The organism is Chryseobacterium indoltheticum (assembly GCF_003815915.1).
In the GTDB taxonomy this organism is placed as follows: domain Bacteria; phylum Bacteroidota; class Bacteroidia; order Flavobacteriales; family Weeksellaceae; genus Chryseobacterium; species Chryseobacterium indoltheticum.
The window spans coordinates 4,052,449-4,076,202 of record NZ_CP033929.1 but is presented as its reverse complement, the minus strand read 5'-3'; the positions used below and the strand labels follow the sequence as shown (position 1 = coordinate 4,076,202).

Genomic DNA, 23,754 nt, shown 5'->3' with positions numbered 1-23,754 from the left:
AGTTCTTATTAGGATATAAGAACTCTTTGAAAATGTTTTTGAAATTAAAAAAAATATTTAGCTAATTTTTTTCTGCAAGATTATAATATTGATAATTAGTCCAATAATTGGTATAAATAGCAGAACTAAAATCAATAAAAACTTAACTAAACTTGTTGTCTTTGATTGTAAAACTTTAATGGTTACCAAAATAATAAGTAACAAATAAATAATTAGTAAACAGAAAAAAGCAAGTTCAAAGTTTGAATAACTCATTCACAAATTAATTTTTATAAAGATAAAATATTTATTTATTAGAGACTTTCCATCCTCCACCTCCTCCAGAGCCACCTCCTCCGGAACAGCTTCCACCAAAGCATTGCAATGTGGTAGTAGAAGCACAAATGTGACTTCCTAATGCGCAAGAAGTATCTGTTCCTGCTATTTTGCAATCCCCATGTCCACTATCTATATAGGCTTGAGCATCTTCTACAGATCTTATTGAAGATGCAGTACCAGTGAATCCAATACCACTCTCAAATTTAGCACAAGATTTTTTTGCTAATACATCAGTTTCTGGTCCCATTTTTTTAATTGAATTATCATATAATTCAATATACAACGCTACCAATCTATTTAAGGCATGTAAATCATTTCCACTTATTGTGTTGATGAAGTCTTCTGAGATAATCTCTTTTTTCCCATTCTTTGAAAAATATATTTGATTGGTTTTTTCATTTTTTTCTACATCATAATTGATAGAATAAAAATTACCAGATATATTTAAAATATCTTCAGCTAAAGTAATTTCAAAAATATCATTCTTATGACCTGTATTGTCTTCTTCATACCTAGTCGTAGTTATGGTATAGGAAGATAAGCTGTTTTTTTTAATTTTAATTTCATTTATCTTGTGCCCTATACTAAAAGGAGACAGGCTTTTTAATGTTTCATTTTTTAATGAATATTTCTCCATATCAGTACTTATTTCATCATTTCTTTCATTAGAACATGAGATAGTAAACAATAATAGTAATAATGTAATTACAAAATTTGATTTTTTAATTTTTTTCATCGTGTATATTTTTTTTATTTATGCTAAATTAGGAAATTTTCATTGTTTTTTGTAGGTTTTGCTAATGAAAATAGTAATTTGTAATGGATTTAATTTGTTTTTGACTTGTTATTATATATTTATGATAATGATTTTATTTAAGTTAAATTAATGTTATTTGTGGATTATGATTAATATTCTTTTGGGTAGTGAAGTATTTTATTTTTTGTATTATTTATTTTCTGAAATTTATGCTTGATAAAATAAGTCTCAGAAATATTTCAAATATAATTTTAGCTATTACCGTATTTTTTATCGTAAGAATTTTTTTTAATCTTTTTGAAAATCAGAAAGATGAATTTTTATTATTAAAATAAAATCATTGTTTAAGTTAAATCGAAATAAATCTATTTCTGTATTCTAAAATTTTCTAACTTAGTTTGTTCAAACACAAATGATTTTGAACAAGCAACCTCTTTTGATTGTTGTACTCTGTTTTATTCTTGGAATTTTCTTTCAGGATAAATTCTTTCTTAAACAAAATTCAATCATTGTAATTCTGTTTTTCTCTGCCATTATTTTTGGATTTTTTTTCCTGAAAAGCCAGCTTTTATTTAAAATCCGGAATTTACTTTTGATGATTTTCTTTTTCGGATTGGGAGTTTCTTTTCATTTTTATAATATTTCAGATATTAGAAAAATTAATCTGAAAACAAATGAAACTGTCATTTTTAAAATTTCTAAAAAATTAAATTCTAATCTGAAATTCAAAAAGTATGAAGCATCGATTGTTGTTGGAAATAAGGTGTTTGATGCAATCGTTAATGTTGAAAAAGCCAAAAACGAATTAGATTTTAATCATTATTATAAAGCTAAAGCATATTTGGCTCAGCCAAAGTCTCCGGAATACGATTTTCAGTTTGATTATTCAAAATATTTAAAGCGAAAAAATATTTTCTATCAATGCTATATTAACGGAGAAATTTCTTCTGGTGAAAGAAGCGATTTGAGTTTTACAGAAAAAATCAAGCAAAAACGGTTAGAAACTTTGCAGAAAATTAGTAATTCTGAAATGTCTTTTCGCAGCCGTGAATTTTTAAAAGGAATAATTTTGGCAGACCGCACAGAAATAGATTCTGAAACCGTTCAGGATTTTAACCGTTCGGGTTTGGTGCATTTTCTTGCCATTTCGGGGACACATATTGTTGTGATTTTCGGGATGTTTTATTTTCTGATGATGAGATTTTCATCTGTAAGTCTCAAAAAATATGCAATCGTCATCAGTTTACTATTCATCTGGATTTTTGCAGTTTTCATCGGATTTGGTAATTCTGTGGTGCGATCCTGCATCATGATTTCTGTGTATTTCATTTATGTGTTGCTTCAGCGGAAACCAGATTTGCTGCATTCGATGGCGCTTTCGGCGTTTATTATTTTGATGATTGATACGCAGCAGATTTTTGATGTAGGTTTTCAGTTAAGCTTTATAGCTGTTTTAGGGATTTATTGGTTGAATCAACCGATTTTAAAATACCTTCCGAGACAGAATAATTTTTTCAAAAAACTTATTTATAATACGATTTCTATATCTGTTGCAGCGCAATTGGCAACTTTGCCTTTGGTTTTGTATTACTTTCACCAATTTTCATTGATTTCAATTGTAGCTAATTTTATAATTGTTCCGTTTTCTGAACTAATTATTATATTTTCTTTTTTTATGACCGCGCTGATTGGTTTTAATGTAGATATTGGAACTATTAATTTGATTTATGATTTTATTATCAATATTTTGTTAAAAGTAATTCATTGGTTTGCAGATTTTGATGCTATTTTCTTTGAAAATATTCCTTTAAATTTAGCTGAGGTTTTTGTGTTGTTTGGAATTATTTATTTTTTGAAATTTATGCTTGATAAAATCAATTTTAGAACGGTTTCAAATGTAATTTTAGCGGTTGCTGTATTTTTTATCGTACGAGTTTCTTTTAATATTATTGAAAACCAGGAAGATGAGTTTTTGGTACATCATTATAAAAAAGAAAATATTATCTCAATGAAAAAAGGGAATCGGGTAATCTTTTGGATGAAATCTTCAGATGATAAAGATAAAATTCAGCAGTATATTATCAATCCTTATGTTTCATCACGAAGGATAAAAAATTTAGAAATAAAAAACTTTCCGGCTTCGGCTAAAATGGTAAGGTTTAAAGGTGAAATTTACGAATTAAAGTAATCTCAAATTTTGATGCTTTTTATTGTATTTTATATGCTAATGAATCTTATTTAGAAAGATTACAAACTGTCTAATAGTGAGATTTCTCACTTTTTAGTATTGTTAACATTTCCTAATTTTGTGGAAAATCAAATTTAAACTCAATATGGCAGGTTTAACAAGTTCTACAATAGGTAGAAAATATGCTATGGCACTTTCAGCGATGTTTTTGCTGATTTTCTTAGTAATGCATCTTTCCGTGAATCTATTGTCGGTTTTCGGTGAAACAGCTTATAACAATGCATCGCAGTTTATGGGGTACAATCCTCTTATTCAATTCGTTATGCAACCTGTGTTAATGTTTGCTGTAATTTTCCATTTTGTGATGGGATTTGTTTTGGAAATCAAAAACCAAAGAGCGAGACCAATCGGTTATGATAAAAATAACGGTTCTGCAAATTCTACATGGTCATCTCGTAACATGATTATTTCGGGAGCTGTGATTTTGGCATTCATCTTTTTACACATGTATGATTTCTGGCTTCACGAGATGAACTATAAATATGTGGATGGTCTTCCAATTGAAGAAACTCGTTTCTGGGAAGATTTGCACGGTAAGTTTGCTGATTTGTGGAGAGTAGTGCTTTATGTAATTTCATTCGGATTATTGGGTCTGCATTTGGCACACGGTTTCCAGTCTTCATTTCAGTCTATCGGAGCAAGACATGCAAAGTATACTCCGGTTATCAGAGCTATTGGAAACTGGTATTCGATCCTTATTCCGCTTGGCTTTATTTTTATTGCAATTTTTCATTACGTAACTCAATAATTTCAATATACTAATATGAGTAAATTAGATTCAAAAATTCCTGGAGGTCCATTAAAGGATAAATGGAAAAATCATAAAGACCATATGAACCTTGTTGCACCAAACAACAGAGATAAGATTGATATTATTGTTGTAGGTACAGGTTTGGCAGGAGGTTCTGCAGCAGCTACTTTGGCTGAGCAGGGATATAATGTAAAAGCATTTTGTTACCAAGATTCACCAAGAAGAGCACACTCGATTGCTGCACAAGGTGGTATAAACGCTGCTAAAAATTATCAGGGTGATGGCGACTCTACTTACAGATTGTTTTATGATACCATCAAAGGTGGTGACTATAGAGCAAGAGAGGCAAACGTTTACAGATTAGCTGAAGTTTCTGCAAATATTATCGACCAATGCGTTTCTCAAGGAGTTCCATTTGGTAGAGATTACGGCGGTCAGTTAGATAACCGTTCATTTGGTGGAGTTCAGGTTAAAAGAACTTTTTACGCAAAAGGACAGACTGGTCAACAGTTATTATTAGGTGCATATTCTTCACTAAGCCGTCAAATCGGAAAAGGAAGAGTAAAAATGTATAATCGTCACGAAATGCTAGAATTGGTAATCGTAGACGGAAAAGCAAGAGGTATTATTGCAAGAAACTTGGTAACAGGTGAGATCGAAAGACATTCTGCACATGCCGTTGTAATTGCTTCAGGAGGATACGGAAACGTATATTTCTTGTCTACCAACGCAATGGGATCAAACGTTTCTGCAGCTTGGAAGATTCATAAAAAAGGAGCGTACTTTGCAAACCCTTGTTACGTACAGATTCACCCGACATGTATTCCTGTTCATGGTACACAGCAGTCTAAACTGACTTTGATGTCTGAATCACTTAGAAACTCTGGAAGAATCTGGGTTCCTAAGAAAATTGAAGATTCAGTTGCCATCAGAGAAGGTAAATTGAGACCTGAAAATATCAAAGAAGAAGACAGAGATTACTATTTAGAAAGAAGATATCCTGCGTTCGGAAACTTAGTTCCTCGTGACGTTGCGTCTAGAGCAGGTAAAGAAAGATGTGATGCTGGTTTCGGAATCGAAAATAACGAAACTAAAGAAGGTGTTTATCTTGATTTCTCTACAGAAATCATTAAAAAAGGTAAAGAAGCTGCTATTGAAAAGCATATTCACAATCCTACAGATCAGCAAATTTACGATCTTGGAAAAGCTTGGATTGAAGAAAAATATGGTAACTTATTCGTAATGTACGAAAAGATTACTGCTGATGATCCTTATAAAACTCCAATGAAGATTTACCCAGCCGTTCACTATACGATGGGTGGTGTTTGGGTTGATTATAACTTACAATCTACAATTCCCGGGTGTTTCGTAATTGGTGAGGCTAACTTCTCAGATCACGGAGCCAACAGATTGGGAGCTTCTGCATTGATGCAAGGTTTGGCAGACGGATATTTCGTTCTTCCTTATACGATTGCAGATTATCTTTCTGCAGATATCAGAACGGGAGAAATTCCTACAAATTCTGCAGAGTTTGAAGCGGCTGAAAAAGAAATTAAAGACAAAGTAAACTTCTTTGTTAATAATAAAGGAACGCATTCAGTAGATTATTTCCATAAACAATTAGGACACATTATGTGGAATAAAGTGGGAATGGGAAGAACTCCTGAAGGTTTAAGAGAAGCGATTGCAGAAATTGATCAGGTTAAAAAAGATTTCTGGCAGAACGTAAAAGTAATGGGTGAAGCTGAAGGGATGAATACAGAGCTTGAAAAAGCGTTCAGAGTAGCAGACTTTATCGAATTAGGACAGTTAATGGCTATCGATGCATTACACAGAAATGAATCTTGTGGTGGGCATTTCAGAGAAGATCATGCAACTCCGGAAGGTGAAGCAGAAAGAGATGATGTTAACTTTAAATATGTAGGAGCTTGGGAATATCAGGGTGATGATATCAAACAGGAAGTTCTGCACAAAGAAGACCTTATCTATGAGAACATCGAAGTTAAAGCGAGAAGTTACAAATAATCTCCAACCTATAAATAAATAATTATGAGTGCAAAAAAAGGCCTTCATCTTACGCTGAAAATTTGGAGACAAAAAAATACAAAAACTAAAGGTCAGTTTGAGACCTATAAAATATCAGATGTTTCTACAGATTCTTCATTCTTGGAAATGTTAGATATTCTGAACGAAAACTTAATCAACGAAGGAAAAGAGCCGATCGCTTTCGATCACGACTGTCGTGAAGGAATCTGCGGTATGTGTTCTCTTTACATCAATGGTAGAGCTCACGGTCCTGATACTGGTATTACAACGTGCCAGCTTCACATGAGAATGTTCAAAGACGGTGAAACCATCGTTATCGAACCTTGGAGAAGTGCTGCGTTCCCTGTTATCAAAGATTTAATGGTAGACAGAAGCGCATTCGACAGAGTAATGGCTGCAGGTGGATTTATCTCGGTAAACACGTCAGGAAATACTTTGGATGCTAACGCAATTCCTATTCCTAAAGAAGATGCAGACAAAGCAATGGATGCTGCAGCTTGTATTGGTTGTGGAGCTTGTGTGGCGACTTGTAAAAACGGTTCTGCAATGCTGTTTGTCGGAGCTAAAGTTTCTCAATACGCTCTTTTACCTCAAGGTAGAGTAGAAGCAAAAAGAAGAGTTCTAAACATGGTGAAAGCTATGGATGAAGAAGGATTCGGTAACTGTTCAAACACCGGAGCTTGTGAAGTAGAATGTCCTAAGGGAATTTCTCTTGAAAATATAGCAAGAATGAACAGAGAATATATGGCTGCTTACGCAGACAGAGGATAATCTGTTTTAAAATAAATTATAAAAAATCGTCTTCCATATGGAAGACGATTTTTTTAGTTAAATCTTTCATAAATTACCTTCAAACATTGCATTTAGTATATTTGAAAAACTTATTTTTGCTTAATTATTTAAAATCAAAAATGAAAAAATATCTTTTGTTGTTTGTCATTGCAATATTTGTAATGTCTTGTTCAAAAAAAGTTGAAGTAAAAGGAAAAATCGCAGGCGGTTCTCCATTAGAAAGAATTGAGTTTGTAGAGGCTTCCGGTGTTGCGACCTTGCCATTGGCTAACTTTGGTATCGATAAAGACGGAAACTTTAAAGGAACTTTTGAAGCTCCCAAAAATGGAATGTACGTAATTAACTATGCCGGAAAACAGAATCTTATTTTCCTTAAAGGCGGTCAGAAACTTAATATCTCTGGTAATTCTGCTACTTTCCCTGGCGAATATGTTGTAACAGGTGATGCTAAAAGTGATAATGATTTCTTTCAGGCTTGTCAGAAATTCTTAACAAACTACGGTCAGAGTCTTAATATCCAGCAGTTGGCTTCAGGTGATGAAGGCGCTTATGTAAAGGCAATGCAGAAAATAGAGGCTGATATCAATAAAAATATTGATGAAAATGAAAAGAAATTCAATCCTGGAAAAGAAGTGGTTGAATGGAAAAAAATAGATGCTAAAACGGCAATTCTTAATTTATTGGTAAATTATGAAATGACCAAAAAGCAAATGTCTGGCAACAATCCTTCATTCAAGTTGGGTAAGGCATTCACAGATTATGAAGCCAAACTACAGGAGAATAAAGATAATATGATTAAAACAAGTCCGTTTTACAGACAATATCTTTTAACAAAAATGAGTACAGATTTCCAAACATTTGCTCAGGCAAAAGCACAGGGAAAAACAGATATTACAACTTCAGAATTATTCAATCAATTTTTGAAAGGTAAAAAAGACGTTTCTCAAACCGAAAAAGATTATCTATTGGCTTTTGTAATGGCTCAGTCTGATATCCATCCACAAACACCGGCTGCATCTACAGATAAGATCAAAAAAATTATCGAAGAAGATATTAAAGACGCTACCATTAAAGCTGATTTAAAAAAGATGCTTTTCGCAATCAACGGTTTCAAAATCGGTGATGATGCTCCGGAAGCTAGTTTGGTAAAACAAGATGGTAGTGCTTACAAATTAAGTGAAAACAAAGGAAAACCATACATGTTGGTATTCTATGCATCTTGGAATCCTTACATTGCTGAAGGTACAATGCCTGTTTTGAAAGAAGTAGTGAATTTTTACAAGTCTAAAATGAATTTCGTATTCGTTAATTTAGATGATACCAAAGAGCAGTTTACAAAAACCAGCAATGCTTTGTTAAAAGGAATTCCGGGAACAAATGTTTACGGTGACGGAGGTTTGAATTCTGATATTGCTAAAAAATACGGAGTGTACGGTTTCAAATTACCAAGCTTCATCGTGGTTGATAAAGACGGTAAAGTAGCAAGCAGATCTTTTGTAAATCTTGGTGATCAGGATTTGATTACAATCTTAGACAAACAAACAGGTCTTTCAGCTCCAAAAGTAGATCCTGCAGCTCAGTTGCAGATTGATCCTTCAGCTTTACAGCAACAAGCGGCTCCGCAGGTTGAGAAAGCTCCGGTTGAAGCGAAATAATCGGCTTAAACAAAATATAAAAAAAACCTTGTCTTCGGATAAGGTTTTTTTTATTGTATTTTTGCAGACAAAATTGAAACTGAAAGGTTTCAGATTAAAATTATTAGAAAAAATAGAAATAGATGAAGCGTAGGAGTAGAAAGCTATCTTCATCATACTTGAATTGATATGAGAAAGAAGAAAGACGTAATTCTTGAGAATATAAAGCTTTTTGCAGCGGGTGCAAAAGGAGTTGCGATAGGAAAGACTGAAGAAGGAAAAACTGTTTTGGTTTCCGGAGCAATTCCCGGAGATGTGGTGAATGCAAGAGTGAAAAAGTCAAAATCAAAATATTTTGAGGCTGAAGTAAAAGAAATTGTTGAAAGATCACCATTCAGAGTGGAACCGAAGTGTATTCATTTCGGAACTTGTGGCGGTTGCAAATGGCAGAATATGAGCTACGAAAAGCAGCTTGATTTTAAACAAGAAGAAGTTTACAATAATATTAAAAGAATTGGCGGAATCGATGATTTTGAAACCGTTCCGATTTTGGGTGCAGAAGAACAGTATTTCTACAGAAATAAGATGGAATTTTCTTTCTCTAACGCAAGATGGCTAAGCCAATATGAGATTAGTTCTGAAGAAAATTTCGGAAGCAGAGATGCGCTAGGATTCCATATTCCGGGAATGTGGAGCAAAATTTTAGACTTAAAAGAATGTTTCCTTCAGGAAGATCCATCGAATGCGATTCGTTTAGCAGTAAAGAAATTCGCTGAGAATAAAGGTTTAGATTTCTTCGATGTGAAAAGTCAGAAAGGGTTCCTGAGAACTTTGATGATGAGACAAAATTCAAAAGGAGAATGGATGGTTTTATTCCAGCTTTACAGAGAAGAAAAAGAAAATCGCACGCAGCTTTTTGATTATTTACTTGAGCAATTCCCACAAATAAAAACGTTGGTGTATGCCATCAATCCTAAACAAAATGATTCAATCTACGATTTGAATGTTAATGTTTACTTTGGAGACGGATTTTTAATGGAAGAAATGGATGGTTTGAAATTTAAAATCGGTCCGAAATCTTTCTTCCAGACAAATTATAAGCAAGCTTTAGAATTATACAGAAAAACCCTCGAATTTGCTGATTTAAAAGGTGATGAAGTGGTTTACGATTTATATACAGGAACCGGAACAATCGCTCAGTATGTTGCCAGAAATGCAAAACATGTGATTGGTATCGAGTCTGTACAGGAAGCAATTGATGCCGCAATCGAACATGCAGAATTGAACGGCTTAACCAATACGACGTTCTATTGTGGTGATATGAAAAACGTTTTTAATGACGAGTTTTTAGAGAACCATCCAAAAGCTGATGTATTGATTACCGACCCACCAAGAGACGGAATGCACCAGAAAGTTGTTGAACAGATCTTAAAATTGGCTCCTGAAAAAGTAGTGTATGTAAGCTGTAATTCTGCAACGCAGGCTAGAGATTTGGCTTTAATGAAAGAGCATTATACCTTGGTGAAGATTTTACCGGTAGATATGTTCCCGCAAACGCATCATGTTGAAAACATTGCGTTATTAATAAAGAAATAATTTATTTAAATTTGAAAAGATAAATATCAAAAATTTAATGAACATGATAAAGAACTGTAAAGCTTTTTTCTTAGTTGGTGCATTGTTTTTTACCCAACAAAATTTATTTTCTCAGGAAAAAGATTCCACGGCAGCCGTAAAAAAAGATACTGCGGCCGTAAAAAAAGACGATAAGAAAAAAAGTCTGATAAAACCATTTAAAGAAATCATTACCGATAAAGCGGTTTCAGATCAGGGAGTTTTTACAGTTCATAAAGTAGACGACAAATATTATTTTGAAATTCCTGATGCAATGCTCAAAAAGGAATTTCTTTTGGTAACAAGATTGACGAAGGCAGCTGCAGGAATGCGTTCCGGAACTTCTGGTTATGCAGGTGATCAAATCGGTCAGCAGGTAATTGCTTTTGAAAAAGGTCCGAAAGATAAAATTTTGTTGCGTTCAATTTCTCACGTCGATTATGCCAAAGATTCTACATCGCAAATGTATAATTCGGTGACGAGAAATAATGTGCAGTCTATTATTAAATCTTTTGATGTAAAAGCTTACGGAATCAATAAAAACTCCTCTGTAATTGAAGTTACAGATGTTTTGAATTCAGATAACGAGCTGACTTCTTTTTCTGTTTGGTCTAAAGATTCTTACAGAGTCGGGACTTTCCAGAAAGATATGTCGTTTGTGAATTTTGTGAAATCTTTCCCAAGCAATATTGAAATCAATACCACAAAAACTTTTGCAAGAACTTTAGGAAGACCTACAACTCCTGCAATTCCGGGAATGCCTGCTCCGAAGATCAGTGGAAATTATACAGTAGAAATCAATTCTTCATTCGTACTTCTTCCTGAAAACAAAATGCAGGCAAGATATTTTGATCCGAGAGTAGGATATTTTACCGTTGGGTATACCGATTTCGATTTAGATCCTCAAGGTGTAAAAAAGATTTCGTTAGTAAAAAGATGGCGTCTTGAACCAAAACCTCAGGATTTAGAAAAATATAATAAAGGTGAATTGGTAGAACCGGCAAAACCGATTGTATTCTATATTGATCCTGCAACTCCAAAAAAATGGATTCCTTATTTAATTCAGGGGGTTAATGACTGGCAAAAAGCTTTTGAAAAAGCCGGATTTAAAAATGCAATTGTAGCAAAAGTTCCGGATCCTAAAGTTGACAGCGAATGGAGTCTTGAAGATGCAAGATTTTCGGCAATCGTTTATAAACCTTCAGATGTACCGAATGCTTCAGGTCCTTCAATTGCCGATCCTAGAACGGGTGAGATTTTAGAAAGTCACATCAACTGGTATCACAATGTGATGATGCTTTTGAGAAACTGGTATTTTGTACAGGCTTCACCGAATGATGAGCGTGCTAGAAAAATTGAGTTTGATGATAAATTAATGGGTGAACTGATTCGTTTTGTATCTTCTCACGAAGTAGGGCATACTTTAGGTTTAAGACATAACTATGGTTCAAGTTCAACAGTTCCTGTAGAAAAATTAAGAGATAAAAAATGGCTTGAGAAAAATGGTCACACTCCTTCGATTATGGATTATGCAAGATTTAATTATGTTGCACAGCCGGAAGATAAAATTGGGGATGCCGGAATTTTCCCAAGAATTGGTGATTATGACGATTGGGCAATTGAATGGGGCTATAAAAGATTTAATCAGTTTAAAACTCCGGATGCAGAAAAACAATATCTGAATCAATGGGTGATCAAAAATCTTAAAAACGAAAGACTTTGGTTCGGTACTGAGTCTAATCCTTTAGACCCAAGATCACAAAGTGAGCAGGTTGGTGACAACGCAATGATTGCAAGTACTTACGGAATCAAAAATCTGCAAAGAATTGTTGATAACTTAGATAAATGGACGGAGACACCAAACGAAGATTACAAAAATCTTGACATGATGTACGATCAGGTGACGACACAGTTCAAAAGATATTTAGGTCACGTTTCAAAATATATCGGCGGACAGATGGAAACTCCAAAAACGGCAGAGCAATCTGGTGCTGTTTACGAAGTTGTATCCAAGAAAGATCAAAAAGAGGCTATGAAATTTTTAAGTGAAAATGCCTTCACCACTCCGCAATGGTTAATCAAAAGAGAAGTCTTTGAGAAAACCGGAAAAACTCCTGTGAAAACCATTGAAGACATTCAGAATGGCGTTTTGGGTAGAGTTTTAAGTCCGATGGTACTTCAAAGCTTGTATCAGTCTGAAGCGGTTGATCAAAATTCTTATCCATTGGTTGAGCTTTTTTCAGATTTAAATGATTCAATTATTAAAAAAGATAATACAGACATTTACGGAAGAAATCTTCAGAGAAATTATGTAGATACTTTAATACGATTGATTGATACCAAAAATTCTGATAAATCTGATGTTTCTGCAGTGGTAAGAGGAAATTTAAACACCATTAAAAAAGATCTTATAGCAAAAACAGCTTCTAATGATTTGGTAAACAAATATCATTATGAAGATTTGGTTTTCCGTATTGAGAAAGCTTTAGATCCAAAATAAAGATTTAAGTATGAAATATTTTAAATTCATCATATTCATTTTTGTGTTATCGACGGTCATTTCTTGTGGAGGCGATAATGATATCTGTGACAACGGTGAAGGTACACCGAGAATGAAAATTACATTTAAAAGAGATAATAAAATCTCAGTTGTCGATTCTATAAAAATTTATGCAGATCTTGGCTCTGGGATCATAGATTTGGGCTGGAAAATCAAAGTTGATTCTGTATTTGTACCGTTACGTGTTGATGATTCTCCGTTTACAGATGTTTATGTGCAGACAACGACTGAAGAAGATCCTACAAAAGTAAGAGTAAGTTATACCACAAAATCTATCTATGTTTCACCAGGTTGTGGGGTGAAAAGGAATTACGAAAATGTAAATTCAGTATTATCGGCTCCAAACTCACTGAAAAGTGTAGAACAAGGGCAAAATTTTATAGAAAATGAAGACAAGACTAATTTATTCTTTAATTTTTAGTGTTTTCGGGTTGCTTATTTTTTCTGCACAGGAAAAAGAGGAAGTTGAGAAACCAAAATGGAAATACGAACCCAATTTTATTGTTGGTTTTGATGTTTTGAACGCCGGAGCTTCATTTTTTTCAGACAGACAGATCTTTCAGGGATTTATTTCGTCTAAAGTAAAAGATAATCTTCACGGTATTATAGAAGCAGGTTTTGATAAAAATGTTTACCAAAATAATGGGTATGATGCCAAAGCAAACGGACCATTTTTAAAAATTGGAGCCTTCTATATGTTGGCAAGAGACCCTGAAAATGATTTTAATGGTTTCTATGGAGGCGGAAAAATTGGGGGTTCATTTTACACTCAGGAATATATGGCTATTCCAATACGTGGTTTTGGTGGAAATAGTTCTTCGGTATCAATGCCCTCATCTTCGCAGTCATCTTTCTGGCTCGAAGGAAATATCGGTGGAAGAGTACAGCTGTTTGAATCTAATTTTTACATCGACGTAAGTATGCAGCCACGCTATCTGATGGTAACTTCAAAGCAGGATGACGTTGTTCCAATGATTGTTCCCGGTTTTGGAAGAAGCTCCAATAAATTTAATATGGGCTTTGCATGGAATATTGCGTATAAGTTTTAATATAAACAGTTTAAAATTTAATTTCGTAGAAGATTACTAAAAATGTTTTTTTGCATATATAAAACTCTGGATTTTTCTGGAGTTTTTTTCATTATCAATAATTCTAAGTAAAGTGATTGCGATTTTAACAAAATAAATATAGTTATGTTGAATATGTATTTGCTAAAAACACTTATATTTGGCAATTAAAAATAATTCAATTATATGAAAAAACTCATTACTGCTTTATTTTGTAGTTTGATAGGAGGATCTGCGCTTGCGCAGTGGACACCAACTACTTTAAAGAAGAGTTCAAAATTTGAACCATCGCTTGTACGAAGTTATTACAAGCTAGATCTGTCTCAAGTAAGAGAAAAATTGAAAAACGCTCAAGAGACAGGTAAAAATGCAAAAGCAATTGAAATTTCTTTACCAACTCTAAATGGTAAAGTCGAGCGATTTGCTGTTTACAGTTTTCCAGTAGTAGTTAAAGAACTAGCAGATCAATATCAGCTAGGCTCGTATGTAGGAGTAGGAATTGATGATCCTAATAAATTTCTTAGATTTTCGGTTTCTCCAACTGATTTTCAATCAATGATCATTAATAGTAATGGACAATATGAATTTATAGAACCTCAAAACACAGATAAATCGGTATATGGGGTGCATCCTAAGACTATCAATACAGGCGATAAGAGCTTTATTTGTAGTACTTCTGAAAGTCCAGCAGCTAAACAGCAGATAGATGAAATGTTGCAAGGAGGTTCAGCATTTACAAATCAACCAACAGATTTCTCAAAAATGTCTGATAAGAAATACAGAACAATGAGATTGGCGATGTCTGTTACTGGAGAGTATACAGCCTTTCATGGAGGTACCGTAGCCGGAGCTTTGTCTGCAATTAATGCTACATTAACCAGAGTTAATGGTGTTTTTGAAAAAGATTTTGCTTTACATTTAAATTTACAAAATTTCCCTAATGTAATTTACACTAATGCTGCTACCGATCCGTATTCAGGTGCTCAGGCAGGAGCCGGTGGTGCGTGGATCTTAGAATTGCAGCAGACACTTTCTAATAATGTCGGAAATGGTAATTATGATATAGGCCATTTATTTGGTGCTTCTGGAGGAGGTGGAAATGCGGGCTGTATAGGATGTGTTTGTATAAACCCTGCAGACGCTAATTCTCCAGGGAAAGGATCTGGCTATACATCGCCAGCTGACAATATACCTCAGGGAGATAATTTTGATATTGATTATGTAGCTCATGAAATGGGTCATCAATTAGGAGCGAACCACACTTTCTCTCATGCTTTGGAGCCTTATCAGGTTAACGTGGAACCGGGTTCAGGATCTACCATTATGGGGTATGCTGGGATTACTGGTGGCGCTGCTACTGATGTGCAACCACACTCAAATGCTTATTTTCATAAAGCAAGTATCTCTCAGGTTCAGACAAACCTTAACAATAAAACCTGTGATGTAGAAGCTACAGTGGCTAATAATCCTCCTGTCATAGCAGCATTACCGACGTATAATATACCGAAAGGAACTGCTTTTGTCTTAACAGCTTCTGCAACTGACGCTGAAAATGATCCTATGACTTATACTTGGGAACAGGTAGATAATGCAACAGTTACTACTAATAGTACAAACTTAGGTTCGACAGGTACAGGACCTTCATTTAGATCTTTTACTCCAACAGCAAGTCCTACGAGATATTTTCCAAAACTGGCTTCTGTATTAAGTGGAGTACTCGATAATTCAAATAGCGGTTGGGAATCAGTTTCAAAAGTAGCTAGAACTACAAAATATGCTGTTACAGTTAGGGATAATAGCCCCGTTGCTAATCAACAACAAACGCAATTTGCTGAACAAACAATTGTTGTAGGAAATGAAGGCCCTTTCAAAGTTAATACACAGTTTGTTGCAAGTAATGGTGCTACAACAGTAACATGGGATGTAGCAAATACTACGGCAGCACCTTATAATGTTGCTAATGTGAAAATTGATTATACTATTGATAATGGTGCAACTTGGGTGATATTATCTAATTCTACTGCAAATGATGGTAGCGAAAGTTTTACTTTTTCTTCTCTTACTAACGGCCAAGCAGTTATTATTAGAGTATCTTCTATAGGTAATGTGTTTTATGCTGTTAGAACAGCTACAGTAAGTGCATTTGCTGCATGTAATGGCTCTGCTCCAACACCGATCACAACATCAAATATCACGACATCATCTGTGGATGTAAGCTGGGCTCCGGTTACAGGTGCCACTTATGTAATTCGTTATAAAAAATTGGCAGATGCTGCTTGGCAACAGACTACAAGTTCTGTTACAAACATCACTTTATCTAATTTAATTGATGGTACAGCATATGAAGTACAAGTAGCTACAGTTTGTTCTGGTACTACAGGTACATATTCTCCTTCTTCAAATTTTACAACGACAGGTCTTACTTACTGTACAGTTGCGACTGTGGATGGTACTGATGATCATATTGCAGGAGTTTCTGTAGCAAATATGACTAATACATCGGGACCAAGTACTTACACAAGCTATGTGGCTAATTCTAATTTACAAGTAAATCTTGTTAAAAATGGCACATATACATTATCAGTTACTAAAGGTTGGGCAGGTACTACTGCGTACCCTGAAATGATAAGTGCATGGATTGATTTTAACAGAAATGGAACTTTTGAAGATAATGAAAGAATTATGCAAGCTTCAAATTCGGTAGCTTCTACTACGGTAAACCCTACGACAGCAAACTTTACTGTTCCTTCGAGTTCAGTTTTAAACCAGGGATTGCGAATGAGAATAGGATTATTGTACTACAACACTCCAGGATATATACATAATTCATCATGTGGAACAATAAATGCTTTAGGAGAATATGAAGATTATAATGTGGTAGTAACAGACGTATTGTCTACTTCAGAATCAAGTGCAGTAAAGAATGAAATTCAAATTTATCCAAACCCTGCAACTGATTTCTTAAACATTACTAAAGTATCTGATAAAGCTACTTATAAGATTTACAGTGCAGCGGGACAATTAGTTGGTAATGGAAATATAAGCAATGGAAAAATTAATGTTTCATCATTGATAAAAGGTGCTTATGTAATATCTATTGAAGATAAAGGAAAAGAAAGTTTCAATTCTAAATTTATCAAGAAATAAGAAATTCTTTTTTATAATAATGAATCCTCAGGAAAACCCTGAGGATTTTTTTTATTTGGAATCATAAGCGTGATTTTAATGTAGTAATTGTAAAAAAAAATATTTATTATATATTTTAATTATAGAAAATGATTAGATTTGTAGTTAATATAACATAATATGCCTATGATTAAATTCTTTACTTGTTTATTAAATCTGCAAAGTGTACCTAATATTGGTGTTTTAAAGGCCCAATATTTAAAACAATTGATAGATTCTCAGCAAATCTGTTTTCAGAAAAATATGTTTTTATTAATAAGGGATTATATTAATAGATGTACAAAAAATATTACAGATAGATTCAAATTACATTGGTATTCAATTCATTTTAATAATTAATTTTATGAAGAAACTTCTACTTATGTGCCAATTACTTTTTGGTGCATTTCTCATGGCTCAGGTTAACTATACACAAGACTGGACAGCCACGGGACTTAATAACTGGACAACTACGGATTTTATTTTCTCTAGAACTACTACTGCAAACCAAATTTGTGGTACTACCGGAGGAACGATAAGAGGAAATAGATATAGCGGAAATGAAGGAGGTTTTATTTCTCCTAATATTCCCGGGAATAATCAGGGGGTTGTAACGATGTCTTTTGATTATAAAGTCACAGATTGGTCTGCAGGAACAGTCGCAACTACTGCCGCAAATCTTGGGACTATTGCAGTGCAATATTCAAGCAGTGCGGGAGGGCCTTGGACCACCGCTTACACGATTAATTCTACGAATCACGTAGAGGCAAATACCTGTGCAACGAGAACTGTAACATTCAGTCCGTCTGCCGGTAATTTATTTGTAAGGTTTTATGTGATATCGGCAGCGAGTGGAGATAATTATTATTATTTTGATAATGTCACAATGACTCAAGGTGCGGCTCCATCTTGTCTGGCTCCGTCTGCTATCACATTGGTAAATACGACAGCTACTAACGCAAATATTTCTTGGACAGCTCCGGCAACACCACCTGCAAACGGTTATGATGTTTATTATAACACGACGGGTGTTGCACCGACAGGTACCACACCTTTAAATGCTACCAATTCTGTACAAAGTGCAACTACGACTGCAACGATCTCAGGACTGACACCTATCACAACGTATTACGTGTGGGTAAGATCTATATGTAGTGCAACCGACAAAAGTACATGGACTCCAATGCAGTCTTTTATGACTCTATGTGTACCTGTAGCGACTCTTCCTTGGACAGAAAATTTTGATGCTATGACTACTTTAGGTGCCGATATTGTTCCATCTTGTTGGAAACAGGTTACTGGGTCTAATGCGTGGACGTCTTCAAATGCCACAGCATCTTCGACATCTCCGGGACCAAGATCGACGCCAAATTATGTTAGAATTCAATGGGGTAATACAAACGCAAGCCAGCTATGGACACCAGGATTTACATTAACAGCAGGAGTCACTTATGAGTTTTCATTTTATTATCATACTGGTGGAACAGATAGTGGTAATACAGGATTCTCAGGGAATGTCTTAGTAAATACTTCACAATCTTCGACAGGAGCTACAAATTTAGGAGCATTCATTAGTGCGACTCAAGGGACTGCTAATTATACTCAGTATAAAGTATATTATACACCTACAGCTACAGGAATATATAATTTTGCCGTAAATGCGTCAGCTAACAGTACTCCTTGGTATATGGGTGTTGATGATTTCAGATTAAGAGTTGCTCCTACTTGTATTGAGCCACTAGGAGTTGCAGCCGTTAGTTCTACAGGAAATACAGCTACTATATCATGGAATGCGCCAACAACGCAGCCTGCAAATGGATATCAAATATATTATAGTACGACAACCACTCCTCCGGGGACTCCTCAGGTAACTGGTGTTCCAGGAACGGCTGTTAACTATACAATTCCTGGGTTAACTCCTAGTACTACTTACTATTTTTGGGTTAGAGCAATATGTAGCTCAACAGATCAGAGTGACTTATCAGATCCTGTATCTATAATGACAACTCAGATTCCGGCAACACTTCCTTATACTCAAAACTTTACTGGAGGAAATGATTTAGGAATATTAAATGGTACACAGGCTAATAAATGGGTACGAGGTAATGTAACAGGAAATCCTGCTCAGTCATTATATATATCTAATGATAATGGTGTAACAAATGGATATGTACATACAACAAGTACTGTACATGCATTTAGAGATATTCAAATTCCTGCATCTACTACACTTGCTTCATTCTCTTTTGACTGGAAAGGTCAAGGTGAGGGTACGAATTTCAAGTATGACTATTTAGAAGTTTGGTTAGTACCATCTTCATATTTGCCGGTACCGGGAACTTTAATTACTGCAGGGGCAGGAAGAGTTTCTTTAGGACAATATAACCTTCAGGGTACTTGGCAGTCTTATTCTAATACCAATTTAAATCTTACCAATTTCGCCAATAGTGTAATGCGTTTAGTATTCCAATGGAGAAATGACGGTGGTGGCGGTACTCAACCTTCGATTGCAATTGATAATATTGTATTGAGAGTTTGTAGTACAGATACGCCGGTTGTGACAGTAACGCCAGCTTCTATTACGCATAATTCTGCTACTATTACCTGGCCACAAGATATTGGTGGTGCTTCTTATCAGATAAGATACAGACCTGTTGGCTCTACTACTTGGTTACCAACAGCTGGTCCTATAACTGTAGCGGCTGTACCGGGAACTACAAATACATATACTTTCCCGCAAAACTTATTGCCATATACACAGTATGAAGTTGAGGTTGCAGCGGTTTGTAATACAACCAATGTAGGAGTGTTCTCAAATAACAAATTTATGACGAGATGTGATCCTACACCTCCGAATATTACAGTAACTAACATTACTTCTACATCAGCTTTAGTAACTTGGAGCCCGCTTGCAGCTGGTGCTACTTATGAACTTCAGTGGAGAGAAGTGGGTACAATCCCATGGATACCTGCTGCTCCTTCTACTCCTCAACCTCCAGCGAATACTTACCTTCTTACAGGTTTAAGTTCTTATAAAACTTATGAAGTGCAGGTAAGAAATACATGTACAGGTTCTACTACTCCTAATCCATGGTCAACATCTCAAGTGTTTACTACGGTTAGAGTTTGTGAAATTCCGCCTCCGGGATTAACGATCACTCAGTTGACACCTACAACTGCAGAAGTAGTTTGGGATGCTTATACAGGTACTGGAGCTACTAATACTTACATATTAAGATACAGAAAGGTAGGAATACCGAGTTGGACGACTATTAACGTAAACAATAATACCTATACATTAACAGGATTATTAGAACTTACGAAATATGAAATGCAGGTAGCAAATGTTTGTACAGGTACACCGGGGAACTATACACCTCAGTATTACTTTACAACACCAACAGTTGTTTACTGTCAGATGCAGTCGACCAACTTTGGTTCAGAATTTATTTCAAAAGTAACAGCGAAGCCTACAGGTAAACCTGAGATGATTAATATTACGACAGGTTCTGCTTATTCAGATTATACAACAGTTCCATTGAAATTTATCGATATGGTTCAAGGTTCTGTAGGTAATCAGATCATTGTAGATAAAACAATTAGCTCGGGAGCTAAAGCTGGCGTTGCTGTTTGGATTGATTTCGACAGAAGCGGAACTTTTGATCTTAATGAAAGAATTTTAGCTGACGGTCCGAATACGAACCCTACAGCAAGTGCTACATTCACTGTACCTGCTGATGCTTTCGTAGGATCTACAGAAAAATATGTTGTAATGAGAGTGGCAATGTCTAAAGATGCTATTCCTGTAAACTGTATCAGCTTTACTGATGGTGAGGTAGAAGATTACACAGTGAGAATCTCTAAACTACCAGCAACTAATACACTTAATCAGACAGATATTTTAATTTATCCAAACCCGGTTAAATCTATTCTGAATGTGAAGAACGTTAGTAAAAAAGCCAATTACAAGATTTACAGTGCTGCTGGTCAGCTAGTCTCAAGCGGAATAATCTTAAATAATAAGATTGACGTAAGCAGATTGATCAACGGTGTATATGTGATTGACATTGATGATGTTCAGGGCACAGCTCAAAGAAAATTCATTAAAGAATAATCAATTAATTTAAATAGAATAAGCTCTCAGAAATGAGAGCTTATTTTTTTATTTTAGAAATAGTATTTAAAACAAAAATCCCGCTGGAATTTCTTCAGCGGGATCTTTATTTCTTTATTTATTCGATGTCAAAAATTGTCTTTTCAGTTTGATCTTTCAGGTCATCAAGGTTGGTATTGTTGTAGATTATACAATCTGCTAACTTTATTTTTTCCTTTTCAGGCATTTGTTTTTCCATTACAGATTGCACTTCACGGTAGGTTTTTCCGTCCCGATCCATCACTCTTTTTATTCTGATATTGTCTTCTGCAGTGACCAGAATAGATCGGTAGCATTGTTTGTTGAGCTGTAACTCAAACAGTAAGGCTGTTTCTTTAAATATTAAATACTTAGTCTGCTTTTTTACCCAATCCTCAAAATCTAAGCGAACAGCCGGATGAATGAGTTCGTTTAAACTTTGCAGCAAGTCTTTATTATTAAAAACCTGTTCTGCTACAAATTTTCTGTTGTAAAGACCATTTTCGTCATAAGAATCACTTCCTAAAAGTTCTTTTATTCTGACTTTTAAATCCTCATTATCATTCACAATATCTTTTGCCCGGTCATCCGAATAATAGACAGGAAATCCGCAGTCTTCAATAAATTTTGCAACGGTGGTTTTTCCGGAACCAATTCCGCCGGTTAAACCAATAATCTTGGGTTCCGGTGTCGAATCAGGCTCACTTTTCTGACTTTCTGAATACATTTCTTCCATAATAAATATTAATATCCAAAAACATCATTAAAACTGAAGGTTTCATCAAGACGAACACCTTTTTCAGTCATTTTTAAACTTGCCAGTTCGTTGTGAGCATCGTGCTCAAAAAACAATAGATAATCGTTGTCTACACATTGTTTTAGGAACTTAGCCTTTTCTTCTATCGTCAGCAGAGGTCTTGTATCATAACCCATCACGTAAACCTGAGGAATATGCCCTGCTGTAGGAATTAAATCGGCTGCAAAAACAATCGTTTTTTCCTGATATTGTATTACCGGTAACATTTGTTTTTCCGTATGGCCATCTACGAAGATCACATCCATTTTCAGTTCTGGTGCAAAACCATAGTTTCCGTTTGCAGGAAGTGGCAAAAAGTTAAGCTGCCCGCTTTCCTGGATCGGGATAATATTTTCTTTTAAAAAGCTTGCTTTTTCTCTTGCATTTGGCTCGGTTGCCCATTGCCAGTGATTTTCGTTCGTCCAGAACTGAGCATTTTTAAAAGCCGGTCTGTATCCAGATTTATCATCATTCCATTCAATAGCGCCTCCGCAATGGTCAAAATGAAGGTGAGTAAGGAAAACGTCGGTGATATCTTCTTTTACAAAACCGTATTTTTTTAAATTATTATCTAAATTGTCATCACCCCAAAGCGAATAATGTCCAAAAAATTTATCATCCTGCTTATTTCCGAGGCCGCAATCAATTAAAATTAATTTTTTTCCGTCTTCCACAAGAAGAGATCGGGTTCCGAGTTCTATTAAATTTCTTTCGTCTGCCGGGTTTGTTTTTTCCCACAGACTCTTTGGGACGACTCCAAACATGGCGCCTCCGTCCAGTTTAAATTTCCCACATTGTATAGGATATAATTTCATATAATATTAGGTTTTTATAATGTTGTTTATTTTTTTAATTGTTGCATTTTGGCGGCTATTTGTTTCCCGTTTTCATCGCCGTTTTCAAGATTTGAAATAATATTTTCAAAATCATGTTCTTTTCTGTTCTGAGACAATTTTTGTTTAATGAAAATCTCTGTCGGGATTATCTTTAAGCCAAAAGCACCTTTCATTTCCTTTTCTACAAACTCTTTTCCCATATCTTTCAACATCATCGGACATTGCTGTGCTTGTTCATATTTAGAAGTTAGCTTGTCCAAATGACTGTACAGTTCTTCCTGATTCATGATCTCAACTTTTCCATAAATCTGTACCGCTTCATAATTCCATGTCGAAACATTGATATGGTCGTACCAACTGCTGGAAATGTAGGCATGGGCTCCCAAAAAGTCACAAAGAACTTCATCTCCGTTCTTTATGATTTTCGCTTGTGGGTTTGCTTTCGAAATGTGAGTTTCAATATAATTATTTTCCGGATCATCTTCATTCAGCATCATCATAGAATGAGTCGCACGAACTTTATCAACCGAAGAAATTAGTAAAGCAAAAGAATTTTCTCTGATAATTTCTTTCATCAAATTGTAATCTTCACTTTTATATATTTTAGGAATAAACATTTTATAATTAAAAATTGAGAATGAATAATTAATAATTTTGTTTGGAAGTTTTTAAAATTGTAGTTAATAATTTTATGATTTCCTCAATATTTGTTTTTAAAGAATTAAATTCTGTTTCATTAATAAACTCTGTTCTATGTAAAAGTTTAATCCAATAAAAAGATTCATAAGCTTCTTTATATGATAGTTGAAGTTTATAGATGAATTCTTTTTTACTAAAAGAGGCAATGCCTTCTCTATATTTGCTCCGATTGAAGTTCCACTTCTGAGTAATTGCTTAGATAACGTTTTTTCATTTCTTTCATTGTAAAGAACTTTATACAAGTTGATGATTCTAATTGAAAAATCAAAAGATTTATTTCGAATAATATTGTCCTTTTCTTGAAAATTACTCTGCATTTTCCGATATTAATTATTCATT

At 34.6% G+C, this 23,754-nt stretch carries 15 protein-coding genes and 1 pseudogene; 11 read left to right on the top strand and 5 right to left on the bottom strand.

Annotated features, from left to right (window positions below):
- Positions 1-286: 286 nt before the first annotated feature.
- Positions 287-1,054 (bottom strand): hypothetical protein, encoded by a 768-nt coding sequence (locus tag EG358_RS18745; RefSeq protein WP_076560221.1) that lies wholly within the window; start codon positions 1,052-1,054, stop codon positions 287-289.
- 433 nt (positions 1,055-1,487) lie between these two features.
- Between EG358_RS18745 and EG358_RS18740 the strand changes: the two genes are divergently transcribed.
- The 11 genes from EG358_RS18740 to EG358_RS18690 all read left to right on the top strand — a co-directional run bounded on the left by EG358_RS18740 (position 1,488) and on the right by EG358_RS18690 (position 21,066).
- Positions 1,488-3,263, top strand: a complete 1,776-nt coding sequence (locus tag EG358_RS18740) for a ComEC/Rec2 family competence protein (protein ID WP_076560218.1) — start codon at positions 1,488-1,490, stop codon at positions 3,261-3,263.
- Between the two features lie 145 nt (positions 3,264-3,408).
- Positions 3,409-4,071, top strand: coding sequence for a succinate dehydrogenase cytochrome b subunit (locus EG358_RS18735; protein WP_076560216.1), 663 nt, complete (start codon positions 3,409-3,411; stop codon positions 4,069-4,071).
- Positions 4,072-4,086: 15 nt separating this feature from the next.
- The gene (locus tag EG358_RS18730; protein ID WP_076560214.1) at positions 4,087-6,099 is read left to right on the top strand and encodes a fumarate reductase/succinate dehydrogenase flavoprotein subunit; all 2,013 of its coding nucleotides are present in this window, start codon (positions 4,087-4,089) and stop codon (positions 6,097-6,099) included.
- A 24-nt stretch (positions 6,100-6,123) separates the two neighbouring features.
- Positions 6,124-6,891, top strand: coding sequence for a succinate dehydrogenase/fumarate reductase iron-sulfur subunit (locus EG358_RS18725; RefSeq protein WP_076560212.1), 768 nt, complete (start codon positions 6,124-6,126; stop codon positions 6,889-6,891).
- Positions 6,892-7,031: 140 nt separating this feature from the next.
- A complete protein-coding gene (locus EG358_RS18720; protein ID WP_076560210.1) occupies positions 7,032-8,567 on the top strand; it encodes a TlpA family protein disulfide reductase in 1,536 nt (511 codons plus the stop codon).
- A gap of 168 nt (positions 8,568-8,735) precedes the next feature.
- Positions 8,736-10,142 (top strand): 23S rRNA (uracil(1939)-C(5))-methyltransferase RlmD, encoded by a 1,407-nt coding sequence (gene rlmD, locus EG358_RS18715; RefSeq protein ID WP_076560201.1) that lies wholly within the window; start codon positions 8,736-8,738, stop codon positions 10,140-10,142.
- 43 nt (positions 10,143-10,185) lie between these two features.
- A complete protein-coding gene (locus tag EG358_RS18710) occupies positions 10,186-12,660 on the top strand; it encodes a zinc-dependent metalloprotease (RefSeq protein ID WP_076560476.1) in 2,475 nt (824 codons plus the stop codon).
- Between the two features lie 10 nt (positions 12,661-12,670).
- A complete protein-coding gene (locus EG358_RS18705; RefSeq protein WP_076560199.1) occupies positions 12,671-13,141 on the top strand; it encodes a DUF6452 family protein in 471 nt (156 codons plus the stop codon).
- The gene (locus EG358_RS18700; protein WP_076560197.1) at positions 13,107-13,769 is read left to right on the top strand and encodes a DUF6048 family protein; all 663 of its coding nucleotides are present in this window, start codon (positions 13,107-13,109) and stop codon (positions 13,767-13,769) included. Before EG358_RS18705 ends, EG358_RS18700 begins: the two co-directional genes overlap by 35 nt.
- A gap of 204 nt (positions 13,770-13,973) precedes the next feature.
- The gene (locus tag EG358_RS18695) at positions 13,974-16,934 is read left to right on the top strand and encodes a reprolysin-like metallopeptidase (protein ID WP_076560195.1); all 2,961 of its coding nucleotides are present in this window, start codon (positions 13,974-13,976) and stop codon (positions 16,932-16,934) included.
- A gap of 382 nt (positions 16,935-17,316) precedes the next feature.
- Positions 17,317-21,066 carry a fibronectin type III domain-containing protein gene (locus EG358_RS18690; protein ID WP_083677029.1) on the top strand — a complete coding sequence of 1,250 codons (3,750 nt, stop codon included), beginning with the start codon at positions 17,317-17,319 and terminating at the stop codon, positions 21,064-21,066.
- Between the two features lie 118 nt (positions 21,067-21,184).
- Here the strand turns inward: EG358_RS18690 and coaE are convergent, their stop codons facing one another.
- From coaE to EG358_RS18670, 4 genes and pseudogenes are all read right to left on the bottom strand, one after another.
- Positions 21,185-21,820, bottom strand: coding sequence for a dephospho-CoA kinase (gene coaE, locus EG358_RS18685; RefSeq protein WP_083677028.1), 636 nt, complete (start codon positions 21,818-21,820; stop codon positions 21,185-21,187).
- Positions 21,821-21,828: 8 nt separating this feature from the next.
- A complete protein-coding gene (locus tag EG358_RS18680; protein ID WP_076560188.1) occupies positions 21,829-22,695 on the bottom strand; it encodes an MBL fold metallo-hydrolase in 867 nt (288 codons plus the stop codon).
- Positions 22,696-22,721: 26 nt separating this feature from the next.
- Positions 22,722-23,291 (bottom strand): FMN-binding negative transcriptional regulator, encoded by a 570-nt coding sequence (locus EG358_RS18675; protein WP_262696866.1) that lies wholly within the window; start codon positions 23,289-23,291, stop codon positions 22,722-22,724.
- A gap of 70 nt (positions 23,292-23,361) precedes the next feature.
- Positions 23,362-23,732: pseudogene (locus EG358_RS18670) on the bottom strand (four helix bundle protein).
- Positions 23,733-23,754 lie beyond the last annotated feature (22 nt).